Source organism: Pseudodesulfovibrio cashew (assembly GCF_009762795.1).
GTDB lineage: Bacteria > Desulfobacterota > Desulfovibrionia > Desulfovibrionales > Desulfovibrionaceae > Pseudodesulfovibrio > Pseudodesulfovibrio cashew.
Map to the genome: position 1 here is coordinate 663,190 of NZ_CP046400.1, position 26,111 is coordinate 689,300.

At 63.0% G+C, this 26,111-nt stretch carries 24 protein-coding genes; 14 read left to right on the forward strand and 10 right to left on the reverse strand.

Annotated features, from left to right (window positions below; translation table 11 throughout):
- The first annotated feature begins 9 nt into the window (after positions 1-9).
- Entirely contained in the window at positions 10-732 is a 723-nt protein-coding gene (locus GM415_RS02890) for a TerC family protein (RefSeq protein WP_158946329.1), read from the forward strand.
- A gap of 895 nt (positions 733-1,627) precedes the next feature.
- Entirely contained in the window at positions 1,628-2,908 is a 1,281-nt protein-coding gene (gene serS / locus GM415_RS02895; protein WP_158946331.1) for a serine--tRNA ligase, read from the forward strand.
- A gap of 79 nt (positions 2,909-2,987) precedes the next feature.
- Here the strand turns inward: serS and GM415_RS02900 are convergent, their stop codons facing one another.
- Positions 2,988-3,323, reverse strand: a complete 336-nt coding sequence (locus GM415_RS02900; protein WP_158946333.1) for a TraR/DksA family transcriptional regulator — start codon at positions 3,321-3,323, stop codon at positions 2,988-2,990.
- Positions 3,320-4,480, reverse strand: a complete 1,161-nt coding sequence (locus GM415_RS02905; RefSeq protein WP_158946335.1) for a pyridoxal phosphate-dependent aminotransferase — start codon at positions 4,478-4,480, stop codon at positions 3,320-3,322. The genes GM415_RS02900 and GM415_RS02905 overlap by 4 nt, the downstream gene beginning before the upstream one ends.
- A 47-nt stretch (positions 4,481-4,527) precedes the next feature.
- On the opposite strand from GM415_RS02905, the gene GM415_RS02910 reads away from it, so the two are divergent.
- From GM415_RS02910 to GM415_RS02925, 4 genes are read left to right on the forward strand one after another with little or no spacing between them, the layout of a single operon-like run.
- Positions 4,528-5,277, forward strand: coding sequence for an SDR family NAD(P)-dependent oxidoreductase (locus GM415_RS02910; protein ID WP_158946336.1), 750 nt, complete (start codon positions 4,528-4,530; stop codon positions 5,275-5,277).
- A 45-nt stretch (positions 5,278-5,322) separates the two neighbouring features.
- Entirely contained in the window at positions 5,323-5,874 is a 552-nt protein-coding gene (locus tag GM415_RS02915; RefSeq protein ID WP_158946337.1) for a hypothetical protein, read from the forward strand.
- The gene (locus tag GM415_RS02920; protein ID WP_158946339.1) at positions 5,875-6,810 is read left to right on the forward strand and encodes a phosphotransferase enzyme family protein; all 936 of its coding nucleotides are present in this window, start codon (positions 5,875-5,877) and stop codon (positions 6,808-6,810) included.
- Between the two features lie 3 nt (positions 6,811-6,813).
- Positions 6,814-8,259, forward strand: coding sequence for a protein adenylyltransferase SelO (locus GM415_RS02925; protein ID WP_158946341.1), 1,446 nt, complete (start codon positions 6,814-6,816; stop codon positions 8,257-8,259).
- A gap of 77 nt (positions 8,260-8,336) precedes the next feature.
- Here GM415_RS02925 and GM415_RS02930 read toward each other — a convergent pair whose 3' ends face one another.
- From GM415_RS02930 to ahbB, 6 genes are all read right to left on the reverse strand, one after another.
- Complete coding sequence (locus GM415_RS02930) at positions 8,337-9,860, reverse strand: hypothetical protein (protein WP_158946343.1); 1,524 nt, start codon at positions 9,858-9,860, stop codon at positions 8,337-8,339.
- Positions 9,861-9,936: 76 nt separating this feature from the next.
- Positions 9,937-10,344, reverse strand: a complete 408-nt coding sequence (locus tag GM415_RS02935) for a cytochrome c3 family protein (protein ID WP_158946345.1) — start codon at positions 10,342-10,344, stop codon at positions 9,937-9,939.
- Positions 10,345-10,492: 148 nt separating this feature from the next.
- Entirely contained in the window at positions 10,493-11,257 is a 765-nt protein-coding gene (gene cobJ, locus GM415_RS02940) for a precorrin-3B C(17)-methyltransferase (RefSeq protein ID WP_158950733.1), read from the reverse strand.
- Between the two features lie 2 nt (positions 11,258-11,259).
- A complete protein-coding gene (locus tag GM415_RS02945) occupies positions 11,260-12,372 on the reverse strand; it encodes a cobalt-precorrin 5A hydrolase (RefSeq protein ID WP_242012329.1) in 1,113 nt (370 codons plus the stop codon).
- A gap of 26 nt (positions 12,373-12,398) precedes the next feature.
- Positions 12,399-13,658 carry a glutamate-1-semialdehyde 2,1-aminomutase gene (gene hemL / locus GM415_RS02950; RefSeq protein WP_158946346.1) on the reverse strand — a complete coding sequence of 420 codons (1,260 nt, stop codon included), beginning with the start codon at positions 13,656-13,658 and terminating at the stop codon, positions 12,399-12,401.
- A gap of 19 nt (positions 13,659-13,677) precedes the next feature.
- Positions 13,678-14,154: a siroheme decarboxylase subunit beta gene (gene ahbB, locus GM415_RS02955; RefSeq protein ID WP_158946348.1), complete on the reverse strand. Its 477-nt coding sequence runs from the start codon at positions 14,152-14,154 to the stop codon at positions 13,678-13,680.
- Positions 14,155-14,303: 149 nt separating this feature from the next.
- On the opposite strand from ahbB, the gene GM415_RS02960 reads away from it, so the two are divergent.
- The 7 genes from GM415_RS02960 (at position 14,304) to GM415_RS02990 (ending at position 19,826) form a co-directional block, all read left to right on the forward strand.
- Positions 14,304-15,296, forward strand: a complete 993-nt coding sequence (locus tag GM415_RS02960; RefSeq protein ID WP_158946350.1) for an NAD(P)H-dependent glycerol-3-phosphate dehydrogenase — start codon at positions 14,304-14,306, stop codon at positions 15,294-15,296.
- A gap of 13 nt (positions 15,297-15,309) precedes the next feature.
- Positions 15,310-15,570 (forward strand): hypothetical protein, encoded by a 261-nt coding sequence (locus GM415_RS02965; RefSeq protein WP_158946351.1) that lies wholly within the window; start codon positions 15,310-15,312, stop codon positions 15,568-15,570.
- Positions 15,571-15,588: 18 nt separating this feature from the next.
- Complete coding sequence (locus GM415_RS02970) at positions 15,589-17,097, forward strand: SDR family oxidoreductase (RefSeq protein ID WP_158946352.1); 1,509 nt, start codon at positions 15,589-15,591, stop codon at positions 17,095-17,097.
- Positions 17,094-18,170: a cobalt-precorrin-5B (C(1))-methyltransferase CbiD gene (cbiD, locus tag GM415_RS02975; protein WP_158946353.1), complete on the forward strand. Its 1,077-nt coding sequence runs from the start codon at positions 17,094-17,096 to the stop codon at positions 18,168-18,170. Before GM415_RS02970 ends, cbiD begins: the two co-directional genes overlap by 4 nt.
- Entirely contained in the window at positions 18,167-18,562 is a 396-nt protein-coding gene (locus GM415_RS02980; protein WP_158946354.1) for a hypothetical protein, read from the forward strand. Before cbiD ends, GM415_RS02980 begins: the two co-directional genes overlap by 4 nt.
- Positions 18,563-18,683: 121 nt before the next feature.
- Positions 18,684-19,052 (forward strand): hypothetical protein, encoded by a 369-nt coding sequence (locus GM415_RS02985; protein WP_158946355.1) that lies wholly within the window; start codon positions 18,684-18,686, stop codon positions 19,050-19,052.
- A gap of 411 nt (positions 19,053-19,463) precedes the next feature.
- A complete protein-coding gene (locus tag GM415_RS02990) occupies positions 19,464-19,826 on the forward strand; it encodes a hypothetical protein (protein WP_158946356.1) in 363 nt (120 codons plus the stop codon).
- 265 nt (positions 19,827-20,091) lie between these two features.
- Here the strand turns inward: GM415_RS02990 and GM415_RS02995 are convergent, their stop codons facing one another.
- Together GM415_RS02995 and fsa are read right to left on the reverse strand one after the other, a co-directional pair.
- Positions 20,092-23,268, reverse strand: coding sequence for a hypothetical protein (locus GM415_RS02995; protein WP_158946357.1), 3,177 nt, complete (start codon positions 23,266-23,268; stop codon positions 20,092-20,094).
- Between the two features lie 147 nt (positions 23,269-23,415).
- Positions 23,416-24,066, reverse strand: coding sequence for a fructose-6-phosphate aldolase (gene fsa, locus GM415_RS03000; protein ID WP_158946358.1), 651 nt, complete (start codon positions 24,064-24,066; stop codon positions 23,416-23,418).
- Positions 24,067-24,215: 149 nt separating this feature from the next.
- On the opposite strand from fsa, the gene cbiE reads away from it, so the two are divergent.
- Positions 24,216-25,448: a precorrin-6y C5,15-methyltransferase (decarboxylating) subunit CbiE gene (gene cbiE / locus GM415_RS03005; protein ID WP_158946359.1), complete on the forward strand. Its 1,233-nt coding sequence runs from the start codon at positions 24,216-24,218 to the stop codon at positions 25,446-25,448.
- The last annotated feature ends 663 nt before the right edge of the window (positions 25,449-26,111 follow it).

Consider the following 26,111-nt stretch of genomic DNA (forward strand, 5'->3'; position numbering starts at 1 on the left):
GGAGCGACCATGCTGGAAGGACTGTGGACACTGGAAAATCTCATCGCCCTGATCACTCTGGCCGGGCTGGAGATCGTGCTCGGCATCGACAACATCGTCTTCGTGGTCGTGGTCACCAACAAGCTGCCCGAGGCATCGCGCGCAACGGCCCGGCGGCTGGGCATCGGGCTGGCCATGTTCTCGCGCATCGCCCTGCTGCTCGCCATCTCCGCCATCATGGGACTGACCGCGCCGCTCTTCACCCTCTTCGACCACGTCGTGTCCGGCCGCGACATCGTCCTGCTCACCGGCGGCCTCTTCCTGCTGGCCAAGGCCACCCACGAAATCCACGACAAGCTGGAGGAGCCGGGGCTCGCCGAGACGCATGTACGCAAGCAATACTCCTATTTCTCCGCCATCATGCAGATCATGATTCTGGACCTCGTCTTTTCACTGGACTCGGTCATCACCGCCGTAGGCATGGCCCAGCACCTGACGGTCATGATCGCTGCCATCGTCGTGGCCGTAGGCGTGATGCTGTTGTTCGCCGGGCCGGTCAGCGACTTCGTGTCACGGCACCCCACGGTGCAGATGCTCGCCTTCTCCTTCCTCCTTTTGGTCGGAATATTTCTCATGGCCGAGGGCATGCACAGGCACATTGATCGCGGGTATATTTATTTCGCCATGGCGTTTTCGTTGTTTGTGGAGTTTTTGAATTTGCGATTGCGGAAGAAGAGGAAGGCCGCTCTTTAAGGAGCGGCCATTGATGATGGGATGCGCGCCTGCGGCGCGAGAGCCAGCGTTGGGGCCTGCGGCCCCTCGCTTCCGGGAATCGCGCTTGCAGCGCGTGGAGAGCCGGGTTCGGGGCTGCGCTCCCAAAAGCCCTCCATGCCCTCCCGGCGGGGTCCATTTCTTTTGCTGCGCCAAAAGAAATAGACGAAAGAAAAGGCGCTTGGAGGGGCATCCCCGCCCCGGTGCTCTCGGACGAGAATCTCAGCCAACCCGGTCGGCTTCGGACTTCGTTGAGTGAAACGCTCTGCCAACTTTATCGAACGGAGGCCGTCCCACTCCGTGCGGGTCCCGAAACAAGAGCCGCCGACCGGCTTGGTGAGCTTCTAGGCCCGTGAGCAAGGGGCTCAGGGCGGACCTCCGAAGGGGCAGTCGAAGCGCCGAATTTTTTCTTTCTTATTTGTACAGAGATGTTAGCTCGGCTTGATGGGAAAAGTTGTCCTTATTCCATAGCTGAATGCTAGCTCGATTAGTTGGGCAAAGGCCGGTTGCACCATCCGGCAAGCTACCGATCACCCCGGCAACGACCAGTAATCGAGCTCGGGGCTTAGAGCCGCTTGCACACGGTGAAGCCTAGCCCGAAGCGCGCCTACCCGTAGGCTTTCGCTTTTCGGGCAGCGGAACCGTGTTAGCGGCTCTTGGGCCCGAGAGCGCGCTGCAGCACAAAAAAGCGCGTCTTTTGCCTTCTTTTGGACGCGCTAGCCCAAAAGAAGGTCGGCCCGGAAGGGCCGAAACCCTTGCTCCGTCAATCGCCGCCGACAGGCGGCTTCCTTATCTCTTAAGGCCGCGCCGCCAGGCGCACCTTTTCATTCCCCCCGTTTTGCATTACACCATGGGCAAATCAATCAGGAGTAGTTCGATGCTTGATCTCAAGTTGATGCAGAAAAACCCGGATGTGGTCCGGGAGAGCCTGGAAAAACGCGGCTCGAAAATAGACGTACAGGAATTTACCGACCTCGACGCGCGGCGCAAGGCGCTCATCGGCGAAGTGGAAGCCCTCAAGGCCGAAAAGAACGCCGTGGGCCCGGAGATCGCCAAGCGCAAGAAGGCAGGCGAGGACGCCTCCGACCTGCTGGCCAAGATGGGCGAGGTTGCGGCCCGCACCAAGGAGCTCGACGCCGAGCTGGCCGAGGTGGAGGCCGCCCAGAAGGACTGGATGATGTCCGTGCCCAACATCCCGCACGACTCCGTGCCGCTGGGCCAGTCCGAAGACGACAACCCGGTACTGCGCTACTGGGGCGACAAGCCCGAGTTCGACTTCGCGCCCAAGGAACACTGGGAGCTGGGTACCGCCCTTGGCGGCCTGGACTTCGAGTGCGCGGCCAAGCTGTCCGGCTCCCGCTTCTCGATCAGCTTCGGCGCCATCGCCCGGCTGGAACGCGCCGTTGCCCAGTTCATGCTGAACACCCAGACCGAACTGCACGGCTACACCGAAGTCCTGCCCCCGGTCATCGTCAACAAGGCGACCATGACCGGAACGGGCCAGTTGCCCAAGTTCGAGGAAGACCTCTTCAAGCTCACCGACGACCGCGAGCTGTACCTCATCCCCACCGCAGAGGTCCCGCTGACCAACGTTTACGCAGGCGAGGTCATCGAGGAAGACGTCCTGCCGATCAAATTCTGCGCCCTGACCCCCTGCTTCCGCTCCGAGGCCGGGTCCTACGGCAAGGACACCAAGGGGCTCATCCGCCAGCACCAGTTCTACAAGGTGGAGATGGTCAACTTCGCCCACCCGGAGCACTCCTACGAGGCCCTGGAGGACATGACCCGCTCGGCCGAGCGTATCCTGGAGCTGCTGGAGCTCCCCTACCGGACCATCACCCTGTGCACCGGCGACATGGGCTTCGGCGCTGCCAAGACCTATGACATCGAGGTCTGGCTGCCCGGCCAGGACAAGTACCGGGAAATCTCCTCCTGCTCCAACTGCGAGGACTTCCAGGCCCGCCGCGCCAACATCCGGTTCCAGCCCAAGGACTCCAAGAAGAAGCAGTACCCGCACACCCTCAACGGCTCCGGCCTGGCCGTGGGCCGCTGCCTGGTGGCGGTCATGGAAAATTACCAGCAGGCCGACGGCACTATCAGGGTGCCCGAGGCGCTCAAGCCCTACATGGGCGGCATCGACGTCATCGGCCCCAGATAACGAGCGGCGAAAAAAACAACAAAAGGCCGGAGCGTTCACGCTCCGGCCTTTTCTTATTGTTCCTGTCGGTTGAAAATCGCTACTCCGCGCAATGCACGCAGAGTACGGTCTCGGGCATGGCCTTGAGCCGGGCCATGGGGATGGGGTCGCCGCAATCCTCGCACAGGCCGAAGTCCTCGTCCTCGTCCACCCGCTTGAGGGCCTCGGTCAGGCGGACGAGCCGGACCCTGGCCTTGGAGAGCTGCGCCTCGGCCACGGACTGGTTCACGATGTTATCCATGCGCGAGATGCGCCCGATGGCGTTGTCCGGGGCCACGGGCTTGACCAATTCCTCCAGCCGGGGAATTTCGGCCTTCAACTCCTCTATCTCATCCTGGGCGAAGCGTTTGAAAGCCGCCTTGTCCCGATCGTTCATTCGCCCAGCCTCCTCAGCCGGGCCATGGCATCCTCCAGCACCGGCATCTCCTTGGCGAAGCAGAACCGAACCAGCCCCTCGCCGACCTCGCCCTCGTAGAAGGCCGAACCGGGAACACAGGCCACGCCGGTCCGCTCCAGCAGGAACAGGGCGCGCGCCTTGGCGTTGCCGCCCGGCAGCGAGGTGACGTCGGCCAGGGTGTAGTAGGCTCCCTCGGGCACATGGGGCGTGAGCCCGATGTCCTTCAGGGTGGAGCAGAAGAGGTCGCGCTTGAGCTGGTGATCGTCCGACACGGATTGATAATAGTCCGGTCCAAGCTCCCTGAGTCCGCAGGCCGCGCCGAGCTGGAGCGGCGCCGGAGCGCAGACGTATACCAGGTCGTTGAAATGGCCGATGGCCAGCGCCCATTCCGGGTCGCAGATGGCGTAGCCCAGCCGCCAGCCCGTGACGGCGAAGACCTTGGAAAAGCCGGAGATGGTGATGGTCCGCCGGGCCATGCCGGGCAGGGTGGCCGGGGAAATGTGCTCACGCCCGTCAAAGACGAAGTGCTCGTAGATCTCGTCTGTGAAGACGAAAAGGTCGTGGGCTTCGGCAAAGTCTGCGATGCATTGCAGCTCGCTTCGGGTGAAGACCTTGCCCGCCGGGTTGGAGGGCGTGTTCAGAATGATGGCCCGGGTCCGGGCCGTGACCTTGGACTCCAGGTCTTCAGCGGTGAAATTCCAGTGGGGCGGAGCCAGGGTGACGTAAACCGGCTTGATCCCGAGGGAGGCCATGGTCACGATGTGGTAGCCGTAATACGGCTCGAAGACGATAACCTCGTCGCCCTCGTCCAGCAGGGCCAGGCAGGCGGCGTAGAACGCGCCCGTGGCTCCTGCGGAGACCACCACCTGCCCTTCGGGGTTCACATCCATGCCCGCATACCGCTTCTGCTTGGCGGCGATGGCATCGCGAAGCTCCACGCGCCCGTCGAAGCGGGTGTAGATGTTGCTGCCCCGCTCCATGGCCTCCTCGGCTCCCCGGATGACCGGGGCGGGCACGGGCAGGTCGCAGACCCCCTGCGCCAGGTTGATGCCACCCACGCGGGCGCATTCAATGGACATGTTGCGGATTTCTGACTGGGCGACCAGGGGACGGCGTTTGCTCACTTTCAATGACATGGGATCGATTCTCGCGTATGTGGATTGAACGTAAGGGAGAATCATATATGACTTTGCTTGAGAATAAAACCCTGGTGCTCACGGGAGCGTCCAGGGGAATAGGCAGGGCTCTGGCCCTGGAACTGGCCCGCGAGGGCGTCGGCCTGGTCCTGGGAGCCCGGGACGAATACCGTTTGAAGGAAACCGCGGACGCCTGCCGAAAGCTGGGCGGGAAGGCCATGTGCATATCCGGAGACGTGTCCTCGTCCAACGTGGCCCAGGAGCTGGTCCAGGTGGCCATCGAGCTGGGCAATTTCGCCGGATTCATCCACGCGGCGGGAGTGCTCGCCCCCGGCCCGGCGGTGTGGGAGTTGAACAAGACCCGATTCCGGGAGGTCATGGACGCCTCGGTCACGGGAGCGCACCAACTCATCCGGCACGCCGTCCCCCATATGCTCATGAACGGCGGCGGGCTGGCCCTGTTCTTCGGCTCCGGCGCGGCGGACCGCGCCCAGCCCGGCATCGGGGCCTACTGTGCGGCCAAGGCGGCCGAGGAACACCTGGCGCGCCAACTGGCCGCGGAAGCCCAGATTCTGACCACCATCATCTGGCGGCCCGGCATCGTGGAGACGCGCATGCAGGGCCAGGCCAGAACCGCCGAAGGGGAGAGCGCGGAGCAGATCAAGGCCGTGTTCACCCCGTGGAAGGAGGCCGGTCTACTCCTGACCCCGGAGGAATCCGCCCGGGGGCTGGTGGAGTTCCTGAAAGACGAGCCCGAAAAGTACAGCGGCAAGGTCGTCGACATTCGAGAAATCTGATAGGGTAGCCTATCTTTACCCGTCACCCCCCAAAAGGAGTCACCCATGAAACGCCTGATACCCGTCTTCTCTATGATCCTGGCACTGTGCCTGCTCGCCGCCTGCGGCAGCGACGAACCCACCTCGGAATCCAACCAGTCTCCCGAAGCGGCAGCAGTGACCGAAGCGGTGGGCGGCCCGTTCACCGAAGCTGAGTTCGAAAAATTCCTCAAGGACCTGCCTTCCATGCCCGGCATGACCGCGGCCAGCCAGCAGGCCATGGCCGACGGCGCAGAAGCGGCCCTCCCGGCTGCGATCAAGGCCAAGGCCAAGGAGCTGGGCTGGTCCGAGGACAGGTTCATGTACATGTACGGCCACTCCATGGCCGTGCTGAGCGTGGAGCAGCTCGGCGATATGCAGAAGCAGATGCGCGAGCAGATGGCTGACATGCCCGAAGCCCAGAAGCAGATGATGGAGCAGATGCTCTCCCAGCAGACCGGCGAGCAGATGGACGCCATCAAGGCCGAGATGGACAAGCAGGTCCCGGCTTCGGAACAGACCATCATCCGCGACAACATGGACGCCCTGTGCAGCGCCATGGGCATTCCCAAGCCCTAGATGATCGAACGGCTGACCCTGTGGGGGCTGGCTCCGGCCAGCCCCCGCACCGACATCCCCCTGCCCGGCAGCCCGGAGCGGAGCGCCTCTCGCCTGGCCGTGGAGGACGAGGCCGGGACGGTCTGGGTCCTGGAACGGCTGCGACCTGAGCAGGCGGACCGGCGGGAGCGCATCGGGTGCGCCCTTCTCCGGCTGGCCGAAGCTGGCCTGCCCGTGGCCCCCTACAGGCCCGGCCCGCAAGGACGGTTCGTCCTGGAAGCCGAAGGGGCGTGCTGGCAACTTTCACCGTTCGTCGAGGGCGATCCCCTGCCCCGTCCAAGCTTCATAGAAGACCCCGCGCGAGGCACCGCACTCGGGCGCTTCCTGGCAGACCTGGCCAGTGCCGGAGAAACGGTGCGTGAACCATGCCCGACGTTCACGCTGGAAGAATACGTCAACGAACTCTTGGCCAAGACGGCCGCACGACGCCCGGACGTCCACCGGGTCCTCCTTCCGGTCCTGCCGGTCCTGGCCCCGCTGTTCGAGGCGTGGCACGGCCTCCCGCACACCCTCTGCCAGGGGGACTTCCACCCCCTCAACGTCATCTGGCGCGGCACGGAAATCGGCGCGGTCATCGACTGGGAGTTCATGGGCGTGCGTCCGGCCCTGTATGACGCGGCCAACTGCCTGGGCTGCGTGGGCATCGAAGACCCGCGCGCCCTAGTGCGCGGCCTGGCTCCGGCCCTGCTCGCCGAGCTTAGGGACAGGGAAGCCCTGCCCCCCGAGGGATACCGGCTCCTGCCCGAGCTGGTGCTCGGCCTGCGCTTCGCCTGGCTCTCGGAATGGCTGCGTCGCAGCGACGAGGAGATGATCGAGATGGAACTGAGCTTCATGCGGCTGTTGGCCAACAGCCTGGACACCCTTACCCCTGCCTGGAACCGGCTTCTGGAGCACTGACCAATGCCCTTCGACAACACCTATGCCCGGCTGCCGGAAGACTTCTTTCAACGCATCACCCCCGTGCCGGTGGCGGCTCCGTCCCTGATCCGGCTCAACCGCGAGCTGGCCGAATCCCTCGGGCTGGACCTGCCCGATGACGACACGAAGCTGGCCGAGATTTTCTCCGGCAACGCGCTCCTTGAGGGCAGCGAACCCATTGCCCAGGCCTATGCAGGGCATCAGTTCGGCGGGTTTGTTCCCCAGTTGGGGGATGGACGGGCCATACTCCTGGGCGAGGTGGTCGACGCGCAGGGGCGACGCTTCGACATCCAGCTCAAAGGGTCGGGCCAGACGCGATTCTCCCGCAGCGGCGACGGACGCTCCCCCCTGGGTCCGGTCATCCGGGAGTACGTGCTCAGCGAGGCCATGCACGCCCTGGGCATCCCCAGCTCACGCGGGCTGGCCATGACCGCCACGGGCGAGACCGTCCGGCGCGAGACGCCCCTGCCCGGCGGCGTATTCACACGGGTGGCAGCAAGCCACATCCGGGTGGGGACCTTCGAATATTTCGCCTCCCGCCAACAGGAGACGCATCTCCGCACCCTGGCCGACTACGCCATCGACCGCCATTATCCCGAAGCGCGCGAAGCGGCCAACCCCTACGCGGCCCTGTTCGACGCCGTGTGCCGAGCCCAAGCCAGACTGGTCGCGCGCTGGCTGTGCGTGGGCTTCATCCACGGGGTCATGAATACGGACAACACAACAATCTCCGGAGAAACCATCGACTACGGCCCCTGCGCCTTCCTGGACCGGTACAACCCCGCCAAGGTTTACAGCTCCATCGACATGCAGGGGCGGTACGCCTACGACAACCAGCCGAACATCGCCCGCTGGAACCTGTCCAGTCTGGGCGGCTGCCTGATTCCGCTGCTCGACGAAAACCGGGAGCGCGCCCATGCCGTGGGCGAAGAGATTCTTGAGTCCTTCGGCCCGGTCTTCACCGAAGCCTACCACTCGGGCATGTGCCGCAAGATCGGACTGACCGGAGCGGACGGCGACTTCGCCCTGGCCGGAGAACTGCTCTCCCTCATGGCCCGTGACCGCGCGGACTTCACCCTGACCTTCCGCCTCCTGGGCGACAGGGAAAACCCGGCCCGGTTCGAAGGACTGTTCGCTTCGTCCGGCGAGATCACGGCCTGGAGGGAAAAATGGGAAGACCGCCTGGAGCAACAGGGAAGAGCGCCGGATACCGTGGCCGAAGCCATGCGCACCGCCAACCCCGCCTTCATCCCGCGCAACCACCGGGTGGCCGAGGCCATCGCCGCCGCCGAAAGGGCGGACTACGGCCCGCTCAACAGGCTCATGGAGGTGCTGGCCGAGCCCTACGCCGACCAGCCTGAGGACGCCGAGTACATGGATCCGCCAGCCCCGGACGAGGAAGTCCGGCAAACCTTTTGCGGCACCTAGGGCAAGCTTGACGATTTTTCAAAAAAAAGACCCGCCATCCGAGGATGGCGGGTCTTTTGTCTCTTTGTCGAAATCGCCTAGTCGTCGAGCTCCTCGGCCAGGGCCGCGATCTCCTCGCGAATGATCCGGGCGGCCTCGGCGGGCACCAGTTGGGCAATCTCCTCGCGCAGGGTGTGCTCCAGTTCCTGCACACGCGCCTCCAGTTGGGCGACCTGTGCCTGTAGCGCCTCCACGGAGGGGGCGGCGGGTTCCTCGGTCACGTCGGCGAGCAGATCGTCCACGTCCACGTCGTCGCTGATGTCCGTTCCCATGTCCGAAGGCATGGCCTCGGCCGCCAGGGCGTCTCCGAAATCCTCCACGGAAAGGCCGGACTCGACGCTTTCCTCCTCAATGTCGGAAACGTCGACCTCCACGTTATCCAGAAGGGAATCCATGTCTTCCATGGCGTCGTCGTCTTCCAGGGTGTCGAGGCCGGTCAACTGGCCGAGATCGGCGTCGTCCTCAAGCTCCGGCATGGCCTCGGCCTGGGGCTCGTCCATGAGCTCGTCTATGTCCTCGGCGGCCACGGCGTCCTCCACGGACAATTCCGGACCGCTCTCCTCCGCCAGGGACACGTCGACCATGTCCTCCGGCTCCAATGAAATTTCTTCCGTGATTTCTTCGACGGGCGCAGATTCCATCTGCTCAGACTCGGGGGCCGCAGCGACCGGTTCCTCGTCCAGAGCCTCTTCGATCATGTCTTCGGCCAGGGCCTCGGCCACGTCGTCGTCCAACTGCACTTCATCGACAAACTCGGGCATGGCCTCTTCGGGCTCAGCCTCCGGTTCAGCCAAGACTTCCATCTCAGGCTCAAGAGCCATCTCGGGCTCAAGAACCATTTCCGGCTCTAAGTCGACTTCGGGCTCGGCCTCCATTGCGGCTTCAAGCTCAATTTCCGGCTCAAGTTCGAGTTCCGGCTCCACGGCGACGGGCTCGGCCACATCTTCCAGAACCAAGGCATCTTCTTCGCTGTCCCCCACATCTTCCAGAAGCGCCCCAAGATCGGCCAGGTCATCCGCTTCGGAAACTTCCGCTTCGGATTCCTCGACCAGATCGTCGAGCTCGATGACCGGCTCTTCCCCGGCATCGAGTTCCTGGGCATCCTCTTCGGCGATGTCCTCGACCAGAGCGGCTACCGCGTCCGCCTCGGCGTCCACCGGAGCGGCCTCTTCCGAAACAACGTCCTCCAGGACCAGGGCCTCATCGTCCACCGCTTCCAGTTCATCATCAAGCAGGATCAGCCCTTCCTCTTCGGAGGCGGGTTTGACGATGGACTCGGGATCGGGAAATTCATCTTCCGCAGCAGCCTCTTCAAGGTCCTCGAGAAGGACCGGCTCATCGTCGGTCATGTCGTCGAGCATGATCGGCTCGTCTTCCTCCGCTTCTTCAGCGGCGGCACTCTCCTCTTCCAGGTCGTCGGAAAAGAGATCCTCGAGCTCCTGCTCGAAATCGGAATCGACGTTGTCGAGATCAATGACGTCGGTGTTCGGAGTCGCGTCGTTGAGCACATCCGCGACATCTACGGTGTCGTCTTTGGCGGAAGGCGGGGGAGCCGGGGTCATGGATACCTCCTGGGGGAAGGTGGGAAAAAAAAGGGGGAGCTGTCTTCCAGCCCCCCCTCAAGTCTACCCTAGCGATTTACTTCGGGTGGCAATCCTTACAGGCCACGGGGACATTCTTGCCCTCTTTCTTCATCTTCTTGTGGCAGCCGAGGCAGGAAGCGTCGGACTTCTTGCTGTGGAAAGCCTGGTAGAAGCCGGTGGGCTCCTTCTTGGCGGCCTTGCTGGCGTCAACGTGGCAGCCTTCGGAAGCGCAGCCCTTGACGGCGTCCTTGCTGGCGGCCTTGTGGTGGCAGGTCAGACAGTCCAGACCGGCGTCAGCATGTTTCTTGTGCGGGAAAGCGACCGCGGTTTTGGTCGCCTTGGCGCCTGCGGGGACCTCCAGAGTCATCTCGTCGGCGGGAGCGTTGCCGGCGATAACGGACGGCAAGGCGAACGCGCAGACCAGAGCGGCCACCATCAGGCTGATAAGCAGAACTTTTTTCATGTACCTTCTTCCTCCTGTTGCAAAAATTTAACAGTCACACTCTCTACTTATGCGGGGATAAATAAGTATCCTCCCCCTGTCAAGCGGGGGATGCCATCGTAGACGCTTGCTTTTACCTGAAAAGCCCCTTTGAAGGCAAGGGGTTTCCTCATTCCCCGCCCTTGTCCCCGATGGCGTACTTCCGGTGGTACCCGCGCGGGGTGAGCATTCTCTTTCCCGCCGCCCGGGTGGCCGAATTCCCCACGATGAGCACTGTCTGCATGTCCACACCCTCCACATCCACCTTGTCGAGGGTGGTGAGACGCACATCCTGCCCTTCCCGGTATGCGCGGCCCACCACGCCCACCGGGGTCGAGGGCTCCCGGCTCTCGCCGATGACGGCAAGGGCTTTGTCCAGGTGGTCGCTCCGCTTCTTCGACCGGGGATTGTAGATGGCGATGACAAAATCGGCCTGAGCGGCCAGGCGCAGCCGCTTTTCGATAACTTCCCACGGGGTGAGCAGGTCGGACAGTGATATCGAGGCGAAATCGTGCATGAGCGGCGCGCCGAGCAGGGCCGCCGCCGCGTTGAACGCGGCCACGCCCGGAATCATGGTGAACGGCACCGCGTCCAGCAGTCCCTCGGCCTCCAGAATCTCCAGAAGCAAACCGGCCATGGCGTAGATGCCCGCGTCGCCGCTGCACACCATGGCGGTCCGCTTGCCGGACCTGGCCCGCTCCACGGCCTCCCGGGCGCGCTCCACCTCACCCATCATGCCGGTTGAGACCACTTCCTTGCCTTCGAGCAGAGCGGGCGGAACCAGTTCGATATACCCCTTGTATCCGGCCACCACATCGGCGCGTTCCAGAGCCTTCCGGGCCGCCGGGGTGAGCAGGGACTCATCTCCGGGGCCGAGGCTGACGGCAGTAAGCATGGTCATCCTTCCTTCTTTTTCTCGCGGGCCACGGCCAGCGTCACGGTGTTGGTCTTGGTCTTTTCCACGAGCAGTTCCCCCCGGCCCGAAAGCAGCAGGGCCGAGGCTTCGGACACCGAAGCCACCCCCACACGGCGGAAAACCGTGCCCGACGGGTTGGGCGCGTCCACTGCGTCGAGCGTCTCCTTGGGATAGAAGACCGGCTTGACGTCCAGCGCCTGCGCCGCCTCAAGCAGGCCGGGTTCATCCGCCTTGAGGTCGATGCTGGCAAGCCCGCCGACGGCGTCCAGGGAGAGCCCGGCTGCATCGAAGACGTTGCGTACGTGGTTGAAAATTTCGTCGCCCGACACGCCCCGGCGGCAGCCTACGCCGAGCATGAGCACGCGCGGGTAGAGCCAGAGGGCGTCCGCGTCCGGGCAGTCGTCCTTCCAGGAGACCCAGACGCCGGGTTCGCCCATACGCCAGGAATCCGGATCAGGCACCGGGACAAACAGCTCCCCTTCGGCGCCGAGATAGCGGCCCGGATCGAAGACCTGCACGGGCTTCCCCTCCAGCAGCGCCCCGTTGACCACTTTCACCCGTTCGATGTTGCCGATGGTCATGCCAGCGTCGCGGGCCAGGACATCCAGGGAAGGCACGCCCGCCGTATCCGTGGCCGTAGTGATCACGGCCTGCCCCCCGGTGACGGCGGCGCAGCGTACGGCGAGGTCGTTGGCCCCGCCCAGGTGGCCGGAAAGCAGGCTCACCGCGAACCGCCCCTGTTGGTCGAGGACGGTCACGGCGGGATCGTCCGCCTTGCCTTTCAGGTGCGGCGCGATGCAGCGCACTGCGATGCCCGCCGCAGCAACGAACACGTGCCCGTCGAACGCGCCGAAGGTTTCGGCCACCAGCTCCGGCAGGGACTCGAAGGGATGCACGCCGTCATCGGCGAAACGCCTGGGCGCGTGCACGGTCCCGCCCAACTCAAGGGCGAGCTTCCGGGCCAGGGCTGTCCCCTGACGGGTGAGGGCGTAAAGGGCGAGGGTCTCTGACATTGGGCGAATGTAGCAGCTGGCTTCGGGATCGGAAAGAGGAAAGGAAAATGCCGGGGCGGACTGTCCGTCCACCCCGGCCATGAAGTTCTCGATGCGGCGAAGACCGGCTAGAACTTAACCTGCTTGGCAGCTTCCAGGGTCTTCTCGAAGTCCTCGTCCGTGTGGGCGAAGGAAGTGAAAGCGCACTCGAAACCGGCGGGAGCGAGGTAGATGCCCTGGGCCATCATCTGCTGCCAGTAGGAAGCGAAGGTGTCCGCGTCGCACTGGCCGGACTCGATCATGTTGGTCACGGGCTTGTCCGAGAAATACATGGTGAAGGCCGAGCCGACCTGGTTCAGGAAGGTGGGCTTGCCCTTGGAGGCCACGATGGAGGCCAGCTCCTCGGCAAAGGCCTTGGTCCGCGCCTCGAGGACGTCGTAGTCGCACTCCTGGAGCCGCTTCAGGGTGGCCAGACCGGCGGCCATGGCAACCGGGTTGCCGGACAGGGTCCCGGCCTGGAACACGCCGCCCACCGGGGCCATGTGCTCCATGATCTCGCGCTTGCCGCCGTAGCAGCCCACCGGGAAACCGCCGCCGATGATCTTGCCCAGGGTGGTCAGGTCCGGGGTGATGCCGTATCGTGCCTGCGCGCCTCCCAGGGAGAGACGAAAGCCGGTGATGACCTCGTCGAAGATGAGCACCGCGCCGTACTCGGTGCACAGGTCGCGCAGTCCCTTGAGAAAACCGTCCTTGGGCAGGACCAGGCCCATGTTGCCCGCTGCGGGTTCCACGATGACGCAGGCGATGTCGCCGCCGTCGGCCTCGAAGTGGGCCTTGACCGCGTCCAGGTCGTTGTACTGGGCCAGCAGGGTGTGCCTGGTGACCTCCTCGGGCACGCCGGGGGTGCCGGGCACGGTGGCAGCGGCGGAACCGGCGGCGGCCAGGAAGGCGTCGGCGTGGCCGTGGTAGTTGCCGATGAACTTGACGAATTTCTTGCGGCCCGTGTAGCCGCGCGCCAGCCGCAGGGCGGACATGGTGGCCTCGGTGCCGGAGGAGACCATGCGCATCATCTCCATGGACGGCATGAGCTTCTGAATCTCCTCGGCCAGGGTGACCTCGCCCAGGCAGGGCGCGCCGTAGCTGGAACCGGCGTCAATGGCCTTGTGCGCGGCCGCGGACACGGCCGGGTCCTGGTGACCGAGAATCTGCGGGCCCCAGGAGAAGACATAGTCGATGTACTTGCGTCCTTCCACGTCGTAGAGATAGGCGCCCTTGGCGTTCTCGATAAACACGGGCTCGGAGTGCACGTATTTGCAGGCGCGCAGGGGCGAGTTCACGCCGCCGGGCATCAGGGTCTGGGCTTTGGCATAGAGGTCTTTGGAGTTCATGCTCACCTCGATTTGATATTTATTTGAAATAGACCATGGAGGTCTTCTTGAGTTCCTTCAGGGAGCGGAGCACGCAGTTGTCGTCGATGCCCGATTCCTTTTCCAGTTCGGCCACCACCTCCAGGGCGTGGCCGGGGCGCTCGCCGTGGATCATGGTGTAGACGTTATAGGTCCACTCCGGGTAGATGCGGCGCACATAGCAGTGGGAGATTTCCGGCCGGGCAGCGAAGAGCTCGCCGATCTCGTCGGTGCGCTCGTCAGGCACGCGCCAGGCGACCATGGCGTTGTGGCCGTAGCCCGCCTTCTGGTGCCGCAGGGTGGCCCCGAAACGGCGGATGATCTTGCGCTCCTTCAGGTCGGAAATCAGGTCCAGAACCACCTGTTCGTCCACCCCGACCTGGTCGGCGATGGTTTTGAAGGGCTGCGCGGTATCCGGCAGGTCGGTGCCCGCCAGGGCCAGTATCTTCTCTTCGGTCTCGGTGAATTGTATTGCCATGGCCGTGATCTATACCCGTCCGTGCCTCGGGATGCAACCGGACAAGGGAAAGACCTTGCGGGCGGAGACGCCGTTTTTCCGATTCCTCCTTGCCAGCGGCAGGCACGGACCGTAAGATGTCCTCTTGCAAACCAAGCAAGGAGACTTCCATGAAAATCGCCGTACTCGGCTCCGGCGCATGGGGCACCACCCTGGCCCACATGCTCGCCAAGAACGATGTGGACACCGTGCTCTGGGCCCGAGAGCCCGAAGTGGCCGAAGCCATCCGCACCACCCGGGAAAACGTAACCTTCCTGCCGGGCGTGCAGCTGTCGGAGAAACTCCAGGTGGAGTCCGACCCGGCCGCCGCGTTTCAGGGGGCGGACTACTTTCTGGTGGTCATCCCCAGCCAGTTCATCCGCCCGGCCCTGGAGTCGTTCCGCGACCTGCTGCCGGATAAGCCGGTCATCGTCTGCGCGTCCAAGGGCATCGAGCTGGACTCCCTCTCTCCCATGAGCCGGGTGGTGGCCGAGGCGCTGGAAGGCAAGCGCCCGCGCTACGCCTCCCTGTCCGGCCCCTCCTTCGCCGCCGAGGTCAGCCGCGACATGCCGACCACGGTTTCTCTGGGCTGCGAGGACCACGAGCTGGGGCGCGAGCTCCAGGCCGCATTCTCCACCCCGGCCTTCCGCGTCTACTTCACTCCGGACTACCGGGGCGTGGAGCTGGGCGGCGCGGTCAAGAACGTCATCGCCATCGCTGCGGGTATCGCCGACGGCCTGGGCTTCGGCCACGACGCGCGGGCCGCGCTGATCACGCGCGGGCTGGCCGAGATGAGCCGGCTGGGCATGGCCATGGGCGGCCAGCGGCGGACCTTCATGGGGCTCTCCGGCATGGGCGACCTGGTCCTGACCTGCACCGGCGACCTCTCCCGCAACCGCCAGGTGGGCCTCAAGCTCGGCGCGGGCCGGAAGCTGGACGACATCATCGGCGAGATGAAGGCCGTGGCCGAAGGCGTCAAGACGACCAAATCGCTTTATAATCTTTCGCAAAAACTCAAGGTGGAGTTGCCCATCACCGAACAGGTGTATAGGATATTATATGAGGACAAGGACCCGACCGAGGCCGTCAAGGACCTAATGAGCCGGGACCTGACAGACGAATAACCAAGGAGTCCCCATGCGTATCCTTTCCGCCGCCCTGCTGATCCTGGCCCTGCTCTCGCTCGCCGCCTGCTCGCGCCCGTGGGTCAACCCGAACATCCCGGACTCCAAGCAGGCGGACTACCAGTTCGACAAGGACTCCACCGACTGCGGCATCCTCGCCAGCGAGAAGTATCCGCTGAGCAAGAACCAGCAACTGCCCCTCTACGAGCAATGCCTGCAGGACCGGGGCTGGATCAAGCGCGAACCGGGTGACGGAATTCCGCTGAACCGCTAACCGCCCGACGGAGGGCCCATGGACCAGCGCCCGGTGCTTGTGCTCGGCTCCACCGGCTATGTGGGAGGCCGCCTGGTGCCGCTCCTGCTGGAGCGGGGCCATCGCGTGCGCGCCGCCGGACGCAGCGTGGAGAAAATCCGCAGCCGTCCCTGGGGAAACAACCCCGGAATCGAGGTGGTCCGCGCGGACATGCACGACCCGGATTCCCTGGTGGAAGCGGCAAGAGGCTGCCGCGCCGCCTTCTACCTGGTCCACTCCATGACCCGCCCGGGCCGCGACTTCGCGGCTCAGGAGCGCGACGCGGCCTACAACATGGTCCGCGCCGCCGCCGAGACCGGCCTTGAGCGGATCATCTACCTGGGCGGCCTGGGCGAGGACCGGGACGACCTGCCCCTGTCCAAGCACCTGCTCTCCCGGGCCGAGGTGGGACGCATCCTGACCCTGGGGCCGGCACGGGTGACCACCCTGCGCGCGGCCCAGATCATCGGCTCCGGCTCCTCCTCCTTTGAAATGATCCGCTACCTTGCGGACAGGCTGCCCGTCATGATCGCCCCGAAGTGGGTGCGCACACGGACCCAGCCCATCGCCATCCGCAACGTGCTCGGCTACCTGGCCGGGTGCCTGGAGAACGAGGCCACCGCAGGGCTGACCCTGGACATCGGCGGCCCGGACGTGCTGAGCTACACCGAACTCTTCCACCGCTACGCCGAGGTGGCCGGGCTGCCGCCCCGGCGCATCGTGGCCGCGCCCTTTCTCTCGCCCCGGCTCTCGGCCTTCTGGGTCTCGCTGATCACCCCGGTGCCCATGCCCCTGGTTCGCTCCCTCATCGAGGGGCTCAAAAACGAAGTGGTCTGCCGTGACCATCGCATCCGGGAGCTGGTCCCACAGGAGCTGCTTTCCTGCGCCGAGGCCATCCGCCGCGCCCTGGACAAGACCGGGCAGCAGATGGTGGAGACCTGTCTCTTCGACGTGGGCAGCGCGTGCATGCCCGAATGGGCCGGAGCCAACGACCCCGGCTATGCGGGCGGCACGAGGTATGAGATGGGCTACCGCGCCCGCCTCCAGGGGGACCCGTCCAAGGTCTGGGATACGGTCAAGCGCATCGGCGGCGAACAGGGCTGGTACTATGGAGACGTGCTCTGGCGGCTGCGCGGGTTCATCGACCGGCTGCTGGCCGGCCCGGGCATGTCGCGCGGGCGGCCCCACGGCGACACGCCCCGCGTGGGCGACGCCCTGGATTTCTGGCGGGTGGTGGCCAGCGACGAGGGCAGGCGACTGCTGCTCAAGGCCGAGATGCGGCTGCCGGGCGAGGCCCTGCTGGAGTTCAAGCTGCGCTCCCAGTGGGCCAATGCCGTGGACATCTCCATGACCGCCAAATTCCTGCCCCACGGCCTGACCGGCATGCTCTACTGGTACGCCATGTATCCCTTCCACGTGGCCCTGTTCGGCAACATGATCAAAAATATTTCCCGCCAGGCAGGCACGCACCTCTACGACGGTCCCAGACGGACCGGGAGGGAGCAATGAGCAAGACACTGCGCACCGGCCGGACCACCGGCACCTGCGCCACGGGGGCGGCCATGGCGGGCGTGCGCTTCCTGCGCACGGGCGAAATCCCTGCGCGAATTGCCGTGCCGCTGCCCCCCGGCGGCGTCCTGGCGGTGCCTATTGACCGCTTCGAGCCAACGGACGCGGGCGTGCGGGTCACCGTGGTCAAGGACGGCGGCGACGACCCGGACGCCACACACGGCCACGACATCCAGGCCGTGGTCACCCTGACCGAACACGGCCCGTGTCCCTTTGAAATCACCGTGGACGGCGGCCGCGGCGTGGGCCGCGCCACCCTGCCGGGCCTGCCCGTGGGCGTGGGCGAGGCGGCCATCAACCCGGAGCCGCGCAAGCAGATCGAGGCCGGGGTCCGGCTCGCCGCCGGAGGCATGACCAAGGGCAGAATTTCCGTAATCATCGAGGTGCCCGAGGGCGAGGCCATCGCCCAAAAGACCATGAATCCCCGCCTGGGCATCCATGGCGGCATTTCCATCCTCGGCACCCAGGGAATCGTCAAGCCGTACTCCCACGACTCGTGGAAAGCGACCATCGAGGAGGGGCTCGACGTGGCCCGCGCCCAAGGCCTCGATCACGCCGTGTTCACCACGGGCCGCCGCTCCGAGCGGCTCTACCTGGAAGCCTGGCCGGAGACGCCCGAGCTGTCCCTTGTCCAAGCCGCCGACTTCTTTCAGTTCGCCATGGAGGCAGCCGCCGGGAGGGGCTTTGCCCGCGTCACCTGGTCCCTGTTCTTCGGCAAGCTGGTCAAGCAGGCCCAGGGGCTGGCCTACACCCACGCGGGGACCCACCCCGTGGACTTCGCCCGGCTGGCAGACTGGTGTTCCGACGCCGGCTGCTCCATGCTTCACCGCCAGAACATCCTGGACGCCAACACCGCCAGGCAGGTCCTTGACCTGCTAGCGGACGATCCGGCCCGCCCGGCACTGATCCGCGTGCTCGTGCGGGAAGCGACACGGACCGCGGAAGCCTTTTCCGGCGGCAGGTGCACAGTGGATTACGCGGTGTTCGACTTTGACGGGGAGCGGCTGGGATGACCGCAAAAGTGCATACGGAAATCAGGGATGACTGCCTGCGGGTCAAGGCGACCGGCTGCATCGATTCCATTGAAGACTTCATCGACTATGTCGACCCGTTGATGCACAAGCTCGCCGAGTCCGGGATAAAACGTGTTCTGGCGGACGAACGGAAGCTGGCCTCGAGGCTGGACTACGTGGACATCGTGACGCTGACCAGGCGCTTTGCCGACAGGAGAATGGATCAGCCGCTGGGAATCCGCGTCGCCGTCCTGGCATCGGAGTCCACGCCCGAGTTCAACAGGAATTACGAAACCGCAGCCAACACCCGAGCCATGGTCTACAGGGTCTTCCACGACGAAGAGACGGCGCTGGCGTGGCTCCAGGAGCGCGCCTGCCTGATCGGGGAATGACGCGGAACGACACTTGGGCACTTATCGCAGTATCCCGCATGATTGAATTCCGCAGGGACTCGCCGACAAAACATGGACTGTTTTGAAATCGCAGGGTAATATTAACGCCATGCCGGTCAGCATGAAAATAGAAGTAAAGGGTGGGCGCCTGCATGTGTGCTCATCCGGCACCATTGGCTCCACCCCGGAATTCCTCGCCTACGTCAGGCCCCAGATCGCGAAGATCAAAAAGCATGACATACTGCGAGTCCTGTCGGACGAACGCGGAATAACCTTTGAGCTGGACTATGCGGAAATAGTAGAACTGGCCGAAACTGTCGCCAACCTGGCGGCCCGCCCTCTGGGCATCCGCGTCGCCGTGCTCATGTCGGCAACCACCCCGGAATTCCACCGCAACTACGAGACCGCCGCCGTAAACCGGGCCATGGTCTACCGCGCCTTCGACGACGAAGAGGAGGCGCTTGCCTGGCTGAGGGAACGGGGGAAATGACCGGAAAAGCAAACGGCTCATCCGACCAAGACGCGCCCGCCCTGATGAGCACCCATGACTCTGAGCGTGAAGCACGGTTTCTCCCCGTATGCCCGGAGCGGCCCCTTGACCTTGTTCATTTGCTTCTGGTGCCCTCCAAAGGGTCTAGGGCGTTGCCCCAAATAACGGCATACTCTCAGGTTTTACTGAAAGTTGTTGCCATATTCTAATAGAAAGCACGTACGGGATAGAATAGCATAATGCCAAAACAGAATATGCAGCTAAACGCGGATGGCGTGTTATATCCCGACGAACTCGCCCGGTTCCTTCGACGCGAAAGATTCCTCCGGGGGCGCTCCGCAAGCTGCAAGCAAATGCATTTCTTGAAAGCCAAGCAACGGGTTACGTCAACTTGAGGGATTGAGAAGAATCATGCCGACAAGCTATCAGTCTGAAATCAAGGGTGACTACCTCTACGTGATTGCGAAAGGCTCGGTGGATTCCCTGGACGAGATGTTGGCCCACATCAGAAACGTGCATGCAAAACTGGCGCAATCCGGTCTGCTCAAACTGTTAGTGAATGACACCCAATGCCATATGCACCTGAACATCGACGGGATAGCTACCGTAATCAAAGAAGCATATGAACAGGAGTGGCTCGTAAAGCAAGCCAGGGTGGCGGCTGTCAGCTCGCCCATAAACTTCCCCATATTGCAGCATACTTTCAAGTCGACAGAAGAGGTTATGATCTTCACCGACGAGAAGGACGCAGAAGTGTGGCTCGCCAGCAAGTAAGAGGCTGCCGCTTCTCCTCTCATTCCAGAAACAAGCCAAAAACATAGGCTGCGTGGACATGCTCCTGTCGGAAACCACCCCCGGAATTCCACCGCAACTACGAAACCGCCGCCGTGAACCGGGCCATGGTCTACCGCGCCTTCGACGACGAAGAGAAGGCGCTTGCCCGGCTGGGGGAACGGGATCGGGTGAGAGAAGAATGAAACGGGGGCTTCTCCGGCCCACGTGACATCAGCAGAAAACAAACTGCCTGGCGTTCAGGATTTTAAGAATCCTTTCCCCAAGCTTTCAGGAATAGCTGGGTAGCCTCATTCCGCTCTTCCACAGGCCTGTTTTCAAGCTGAGCAGCCATGAGATTTGCGCGTTGGATCAACATATCGACATCCTGTTCTCCTGCATGCGACTCTTCCAATCCCCTCAATTCGCGAACCAACTCGGGAAGATATTCCATTTCGTTTTGTTGGATTTGGCCTATGGATAGATTAAGCGCCGCCATTGCTTGGCGTACGGCCATTACGCAGTTGTCCGGTTGCTCCGTCCTAAGGGCTGCGACGTCGTTATAGCAGCTCCGCGCCGCCGAGAAATCGCCCCCCCTACAATAATAGAGGATAAGATTAATCGCCGCCTGGGCCATTGTCTGGGCAATATCTTGACTGCCCAAGTGCGCCATCCTGACCTTCTTTAACTCGCCGTAACGTTCCCCCGCAGCTGAGAGTTCACCGGCTTTCGCCAGATCGTAAATGAGATTAAAAGCAGCCTTGGCCAACACGACGGCTATTATCGAATCTTCAGGATAGTCCTTTCTGATAGATGCAATCTCGGCGTAGAGCTTGTTTGCAGTAGAGAAGTCTCTGGTCTGCCCCAACTCGTCGATAAGATGGGCTGCCGCTCGTGCCTGCGTGACGGCAATGTACCGGTTGTTCGGGTATTCCTCCCTGATTGCCGCGATGTCGGAATAGCGCTCTTCGGCCCCTTGCGTGTCACCAGCCTTGTTGAGATAGTTGATGAGATTGAACGCGGCCTGCATCATTGCCTCGGCGACTTCCTGATTTTCCGGGTGGTCCTTCCTGATAGCAGCAATGTCAGAGTAGCGCTCCCTCGCCGCCTGGAGGACCTCCGCCTTACCTAACCACGCAATATAGTTGGATGCCGCCCGTGCCGTTGTAACGGCAATACTCGGGTTATTCGGGTAGTTTTCTCTGATTGCGGAGATGTCGGCATAACGCTCCCCTACCGCTTGCGTGTCGCCATCCTTGTCGTATTCTTTTATGAAATTGCAAGTCGCCTTTGCCATTGCCTCGGCGATTTCCTGATTCTCCGAGTGGCGCCTCCAAATTTCGACAATATCGGCATAGAGGTCCTTCGCCCTCTGGGAGTCAACGGCTTCACCTATATAACTAATCAGATTAACTACTGAATTAATCATTGCCATGGCAATCCGTTGGTTCTCTGGGTATGCGTTCCTGAGTGCCACTATGTCTGCGTAGCTCTTCTCTGCGGCAAGGAAGTCGCCATCCTTACCAAAATATGTCGTGAGATTAAACGCCGCCATTGCCTGACGCACGTCGATCTCCTGATTGTCAGGGTGTCCCTCTTTAATAACTGCAATGTCGGCATAATGTGCCTTTGCCGCCTGCAAATCGCCGATTTCACCGAAATATTTTATAATATTGACAGATGCCTGCGCCGCTATAACGCTGACTTCCTGATTCGTTGGAAGATCATGGCTATATGCCAAAATATCGGCATATTGTTGCTGCGCCGCTTGCATGTCTCCGGACCTGCCAAACATGCTAAGCATATTGACTGCAAGCATAGCCCAATACAGAGCGGCCTGCTCCCCGGCATCTGCTGGGACCTTGATCAAACTCGGAAAGGCGGGATGGTCTGCATAATCCTGCCGGAGCCTGTCAAGAAAGGCGGCTGTCGCCAGCGGCGCTTTATCCCACGCCGTTTTCAATAGAGTGGCGCGATATTTATGTTCCGACAATGCTCGCGGTTTGTCCGACAGGAAATCCAGCACGAACAGTTCGCCAACCAGATCAGGTTCCCAGGGCCTGATGATTTGGATGAATCGCTCATCATGCTTTACGGCGATTCCCCCGAGGGCCAGAAAACGTGCCTCATTTTCCACCAACTCAGAAATAGGAGTGACGCATTCCGGCAATTCGTGAGAATTGGTCACCCCGCCGACCATGGTTGCGAAGGCGAGCAGGGCCAGATCCGCTTCGGTCACGCCGCTGGGGTCCCAGAACTTCTCCTTTTCCCGCTTGATGACGGACTGGAGCAGGGACTCCCTGTCGCATTCCCGGCCGCATTTTCCGGTGGCGACCTCGTTGGCGTAATAGGCCGCGAACAGGGGACGCCGTCTGGCGTCGATCTCTTGCAGCTTGGTCAGGTGCGCGTCCCACGAGTCCGGCCGGGCAACACCGTGGGTATCGAAAAAGAATGCGAAGATGGAGGTGGCGATTTCCTCTCCGCCCTCACCGAGGACGATGTCCGGCCCATGGTGCCTGCGCCCGTATTCGTCGTCTTCGCCCAGCGCCGCAAGGGACTCCATGCTCTTGTCCCGTTCCAGCAGCAGCACCCGGACGGCGTAGTCGAATTCTCCGCGCCGGTTGGTCAGCAGCTCGAGTATTTCCTTGAGGCGCGGCTCCTCCTTGGTGGCGTAGTCGATGACGATCAGCGTGGGCTGGTTGGGCTGCCATTTGGCAAAATCGAACCCGGTGTCCAGAAGGATACCCGCGCGCCACGCGCCGCCGTTGCGCTGGCAAAACTCCAGCGCCAGGCGGCTCTTGCCCACGCCGCCGGGGCCGGTGACGGATTTCCAGGCGAATCGCTTGGGACAGTTGAGGAACTCGTCAAGGGTCGCCATCTCTGCCACACGACCGGCAAAGGGGATATACTGGGAGCGGTAGACGAACTGCTGCCGGTCGTTTTCGGCGGCATACGTATCCTTGAAAGCCGGCTGGAGGTTGACGAGATTGACCAGAAAATCCAGCGTGTCTTGCACCTCTTCCAGTGCGCCCATCTGCCGGAGCATGGCCTGCAACTCCAGAGACAGGGCCTCCCGGTGTTCGACGTCGCCCTCCGCCCGGTTGGCGGGCCTCTCCAACTGAGCCTTGACCTGATTCATGGCCTCGGTCTTCTGCGACGTCTGGGAGCTGAAATCGTTGAGCCTGTCTATGAGGTCCTTGGCCCACTTGCGCTTTATGAGCTGGCTGAGCAACTGCTGCTTGATGCCGTCGGCCAGCATCTTGCCCGCTCCCTTGGCAACGGAGACCACCACGGGCGTGATGAGCTTGAGGCCCAGCAGAACCTTCCAGCGGGCGATGCCTAGATCCTGCTCCAGCCACTCGGCCAGGTGTTTCGAAAGATCAACGTCGGAGAGCGCGTTTACAAGTGCCTCGCGCCCGGCAAGCTCGGCGACGAGGCTTTCCATGGCCCGGGCATCTGCATGAGGAGAACGCGTCATACCGGACAACCTATATGAACAGACTCAAATGTCAAGGGGACAAAAAGGCAGGGAACCGAGACAACACCTCGGTTCCCCTGGATAATCTCTCAATCGGGAAGAGCCGTAACCGGTCTACTTCCCCTCCTGAAACGCCTCCCAGTCGGCCAGGAAAGCGGCCAGCCCCTTGTCGGTCAGAGGGTGCTGCATGAGCTGCATGATGGTCGCGTACGGCAGGGTGATGACGTCAGCGCCGATGAGCCCGGACTCCAGAACGTGCATGGGGTGGCGGACCGAGGCGACCAGGATTTTCGTCTCGAAAGCGTAGTTGTCGAAGATGGTCCGCATCTGGTCCACGCCCTCCATGCCGGAGTGGCTCAATCCGTCCAGCCTGCCCACGAACGGGGAGACGTAGGTTGCCCCGAGCTTGCCTGCCAGCAGGGCCTGGGCCGGAGAGAAAACCAGGGTCACGTTGGTCTTGATGCCGCGCTCAGTCAACTCCCTGAGCGCCTTGAGGCCTTCGGCGATCATGGGAATCTTGACCACCACGTTGTCGCCGAAAGACACCAGGTCCTTGGCTTCCTTGATCATCTCTTCCCGGGTGGTGCCGATGACCTCCAGGGAGACCGGGCCGTCCACCAGCTCGCAGATGAGGGCGGCCTGTTCACGCCAGTCGCCGCCCTCGCGGGACATGAGTGTGGGGTTGGTGGTCACGCCGTCCAGCAGGCCGAGTTCCTTGACTTCGCGGATCTGGTCGAGATTGGCGGTATCGAGAAAGAATTGCATGCGTCCTCCTTGATCTGACGCGGACAGGATGTCGCGCTTGGATACACAATTACGCATAGCACAAAAGTTATCCCGAGAAAACAGGGGGGTTGGAGCCGAGCCGATGCATTATCCTTTCCCCTTGCGCGGGAATGGGGTACATTGCCCGCATGCCGACCATCGAACCCGTCCGCGTCGTCGGGCTTGCCCCTGGCTCGCTCCGGCTCACCCCCTCCGCCCGCCAGATCCTGGAGAAGGCGGACCTCGTGGTGGGCGGCAAGAGGCTGCTTGAGGCCTGCCCCGTGACGGGCGTGGAAAAGCTGCCCATCGCCGGGCCGCTGGCCCCCATCCTCAAGACCATCCGCAAGCAGGCGGACAAGGGCCGCAGGGTCGTGGTCCTTGCCGACGGCGACCCCCTCTTCTTCGGCATCGGCAAGCGGCTGGGCGAGGAGCTGGGCCGCGAGAACCTCGTGGTGGAGCCCAACGTCTCCACCATGCAGGTGGCCGCCGCCCGCCTCGGGCTGCCGTGGCACGACATGGACTTCGTCTCCCTGCACGGGCGCGACGACTACTCCCCCCTCTACGCCGCCCTGGTCCGCGCCGACCTCATCGCGGTCTTCACCGACGCGAAGAACTCTCCGGCCGAGGTGGCCCGCGCCCTGCTCGAACGCGGGGCCGACTGCTTCACCATGACCGTGCTGGAAGACCTGGGCACCCCGCAGGAGATCGTCCGCACCCTGCCACTGCCCGACACCTGGGGCATGGAGTTCTCCCCGCTGAACCTGGTGGTGCTTGAGCGGCAGTATCCGCCCGAGATCGAACTGGCCCTGGGCATCCCGGACCACTTCTACCTGCACCAGAAGAACCTGATCACCAAGCTGCCCGTGCGCGCCGCCGGGCTGGCTCACCTGGGAGTCATGCCGGGCTCCACGGTCTGGGATCTGGGCGCGGGCTCCGGTGCCGTGTCCATCGAGGCCTCCCACCTGGCCCGGCGCGGCCATGTCTTCGCCGTGGAGCGGCACAAGACCCGCGCGGCCATGATCCGCGAGAACATCCGGCGTACCGGCGCGTGGCTGGTGGAGACCATCCTGGGCTCCATGCCAGAATGCCTTGAGGGCCTGCCCGACCCCGACCGCATCTTCATCGGCGGCGGACTGGGCGGACCTGCCAATCAGGACAGCGAACTGCTCGACGTGGCCTGCGAACGCCTCAAGCCGAGGGGCCGCATGGTCGTCCACACCATCCTTCTGGATTCCCTCCACGCCGCCAAGGACCACTTCCAGAAACGGGGCTGGCATTTCGGCGTGACCCAACTCCAGGCCTCGGCCACGGACTCCCTTGCCGGAGACCTCCGCTTCAAGGCCCAGAACCCGGTCTTCATCCTCTGGGCCGAAAAGCCGTAAGCGACTCTTCTGCTAATTCCTTCATTGTAGAATCAGGACTTAATGCCGCCTGTCGGCGGCGATTGTCGGGTGATTTCGCCTCCGGCGGGCAAGGACTAGCGCCCTTGCATCCCCTATGGCGCACCTTCGGTGCGGACTTGTGCTCAAGGGAGCTGGTTACAGTCCCTGAGGATACCGTCTAGTCGCCGCTCATCAAAAAAACCACCACTCCCCATGACACCGGCAGGCGGGCGGGAAATGGTGAGCTGCAAGGCGCGAAAAAGGCGCAAGGCCGAAGTGTACACCCGTACGCGAGGGTTTGCGCATTTTGAGCAACGCAGCAGATCGCCGTTTTTTCCTCCCCGCTTAAAGGGGGAGGCCTCACGGAATTCTCGTCTAGAGTATACTCGCTTCATTTCAACCGGCAAGGCGGAAGGGCGAATGGATTGCAGGCGTAGCCGGTTGGGGAAAACCCACAAACCAAGCAGAAAGGATTTTCTAATCCAGCCCCCTCTCCCCGTGACAAGGGCAGGCGGGCGGGAAATGGTGAGCTGCAAGGCGCGAAAAAGGCGCAAGACCGAAGCGTACACCCGTACGCGAGGGTTTGCGCATTTTGAGCAACGCAGCAGATCGCCGTTTTTTCCTCCCCGCTTAAAGGGGGAGGCCTCACGGAATTCTCGTCTA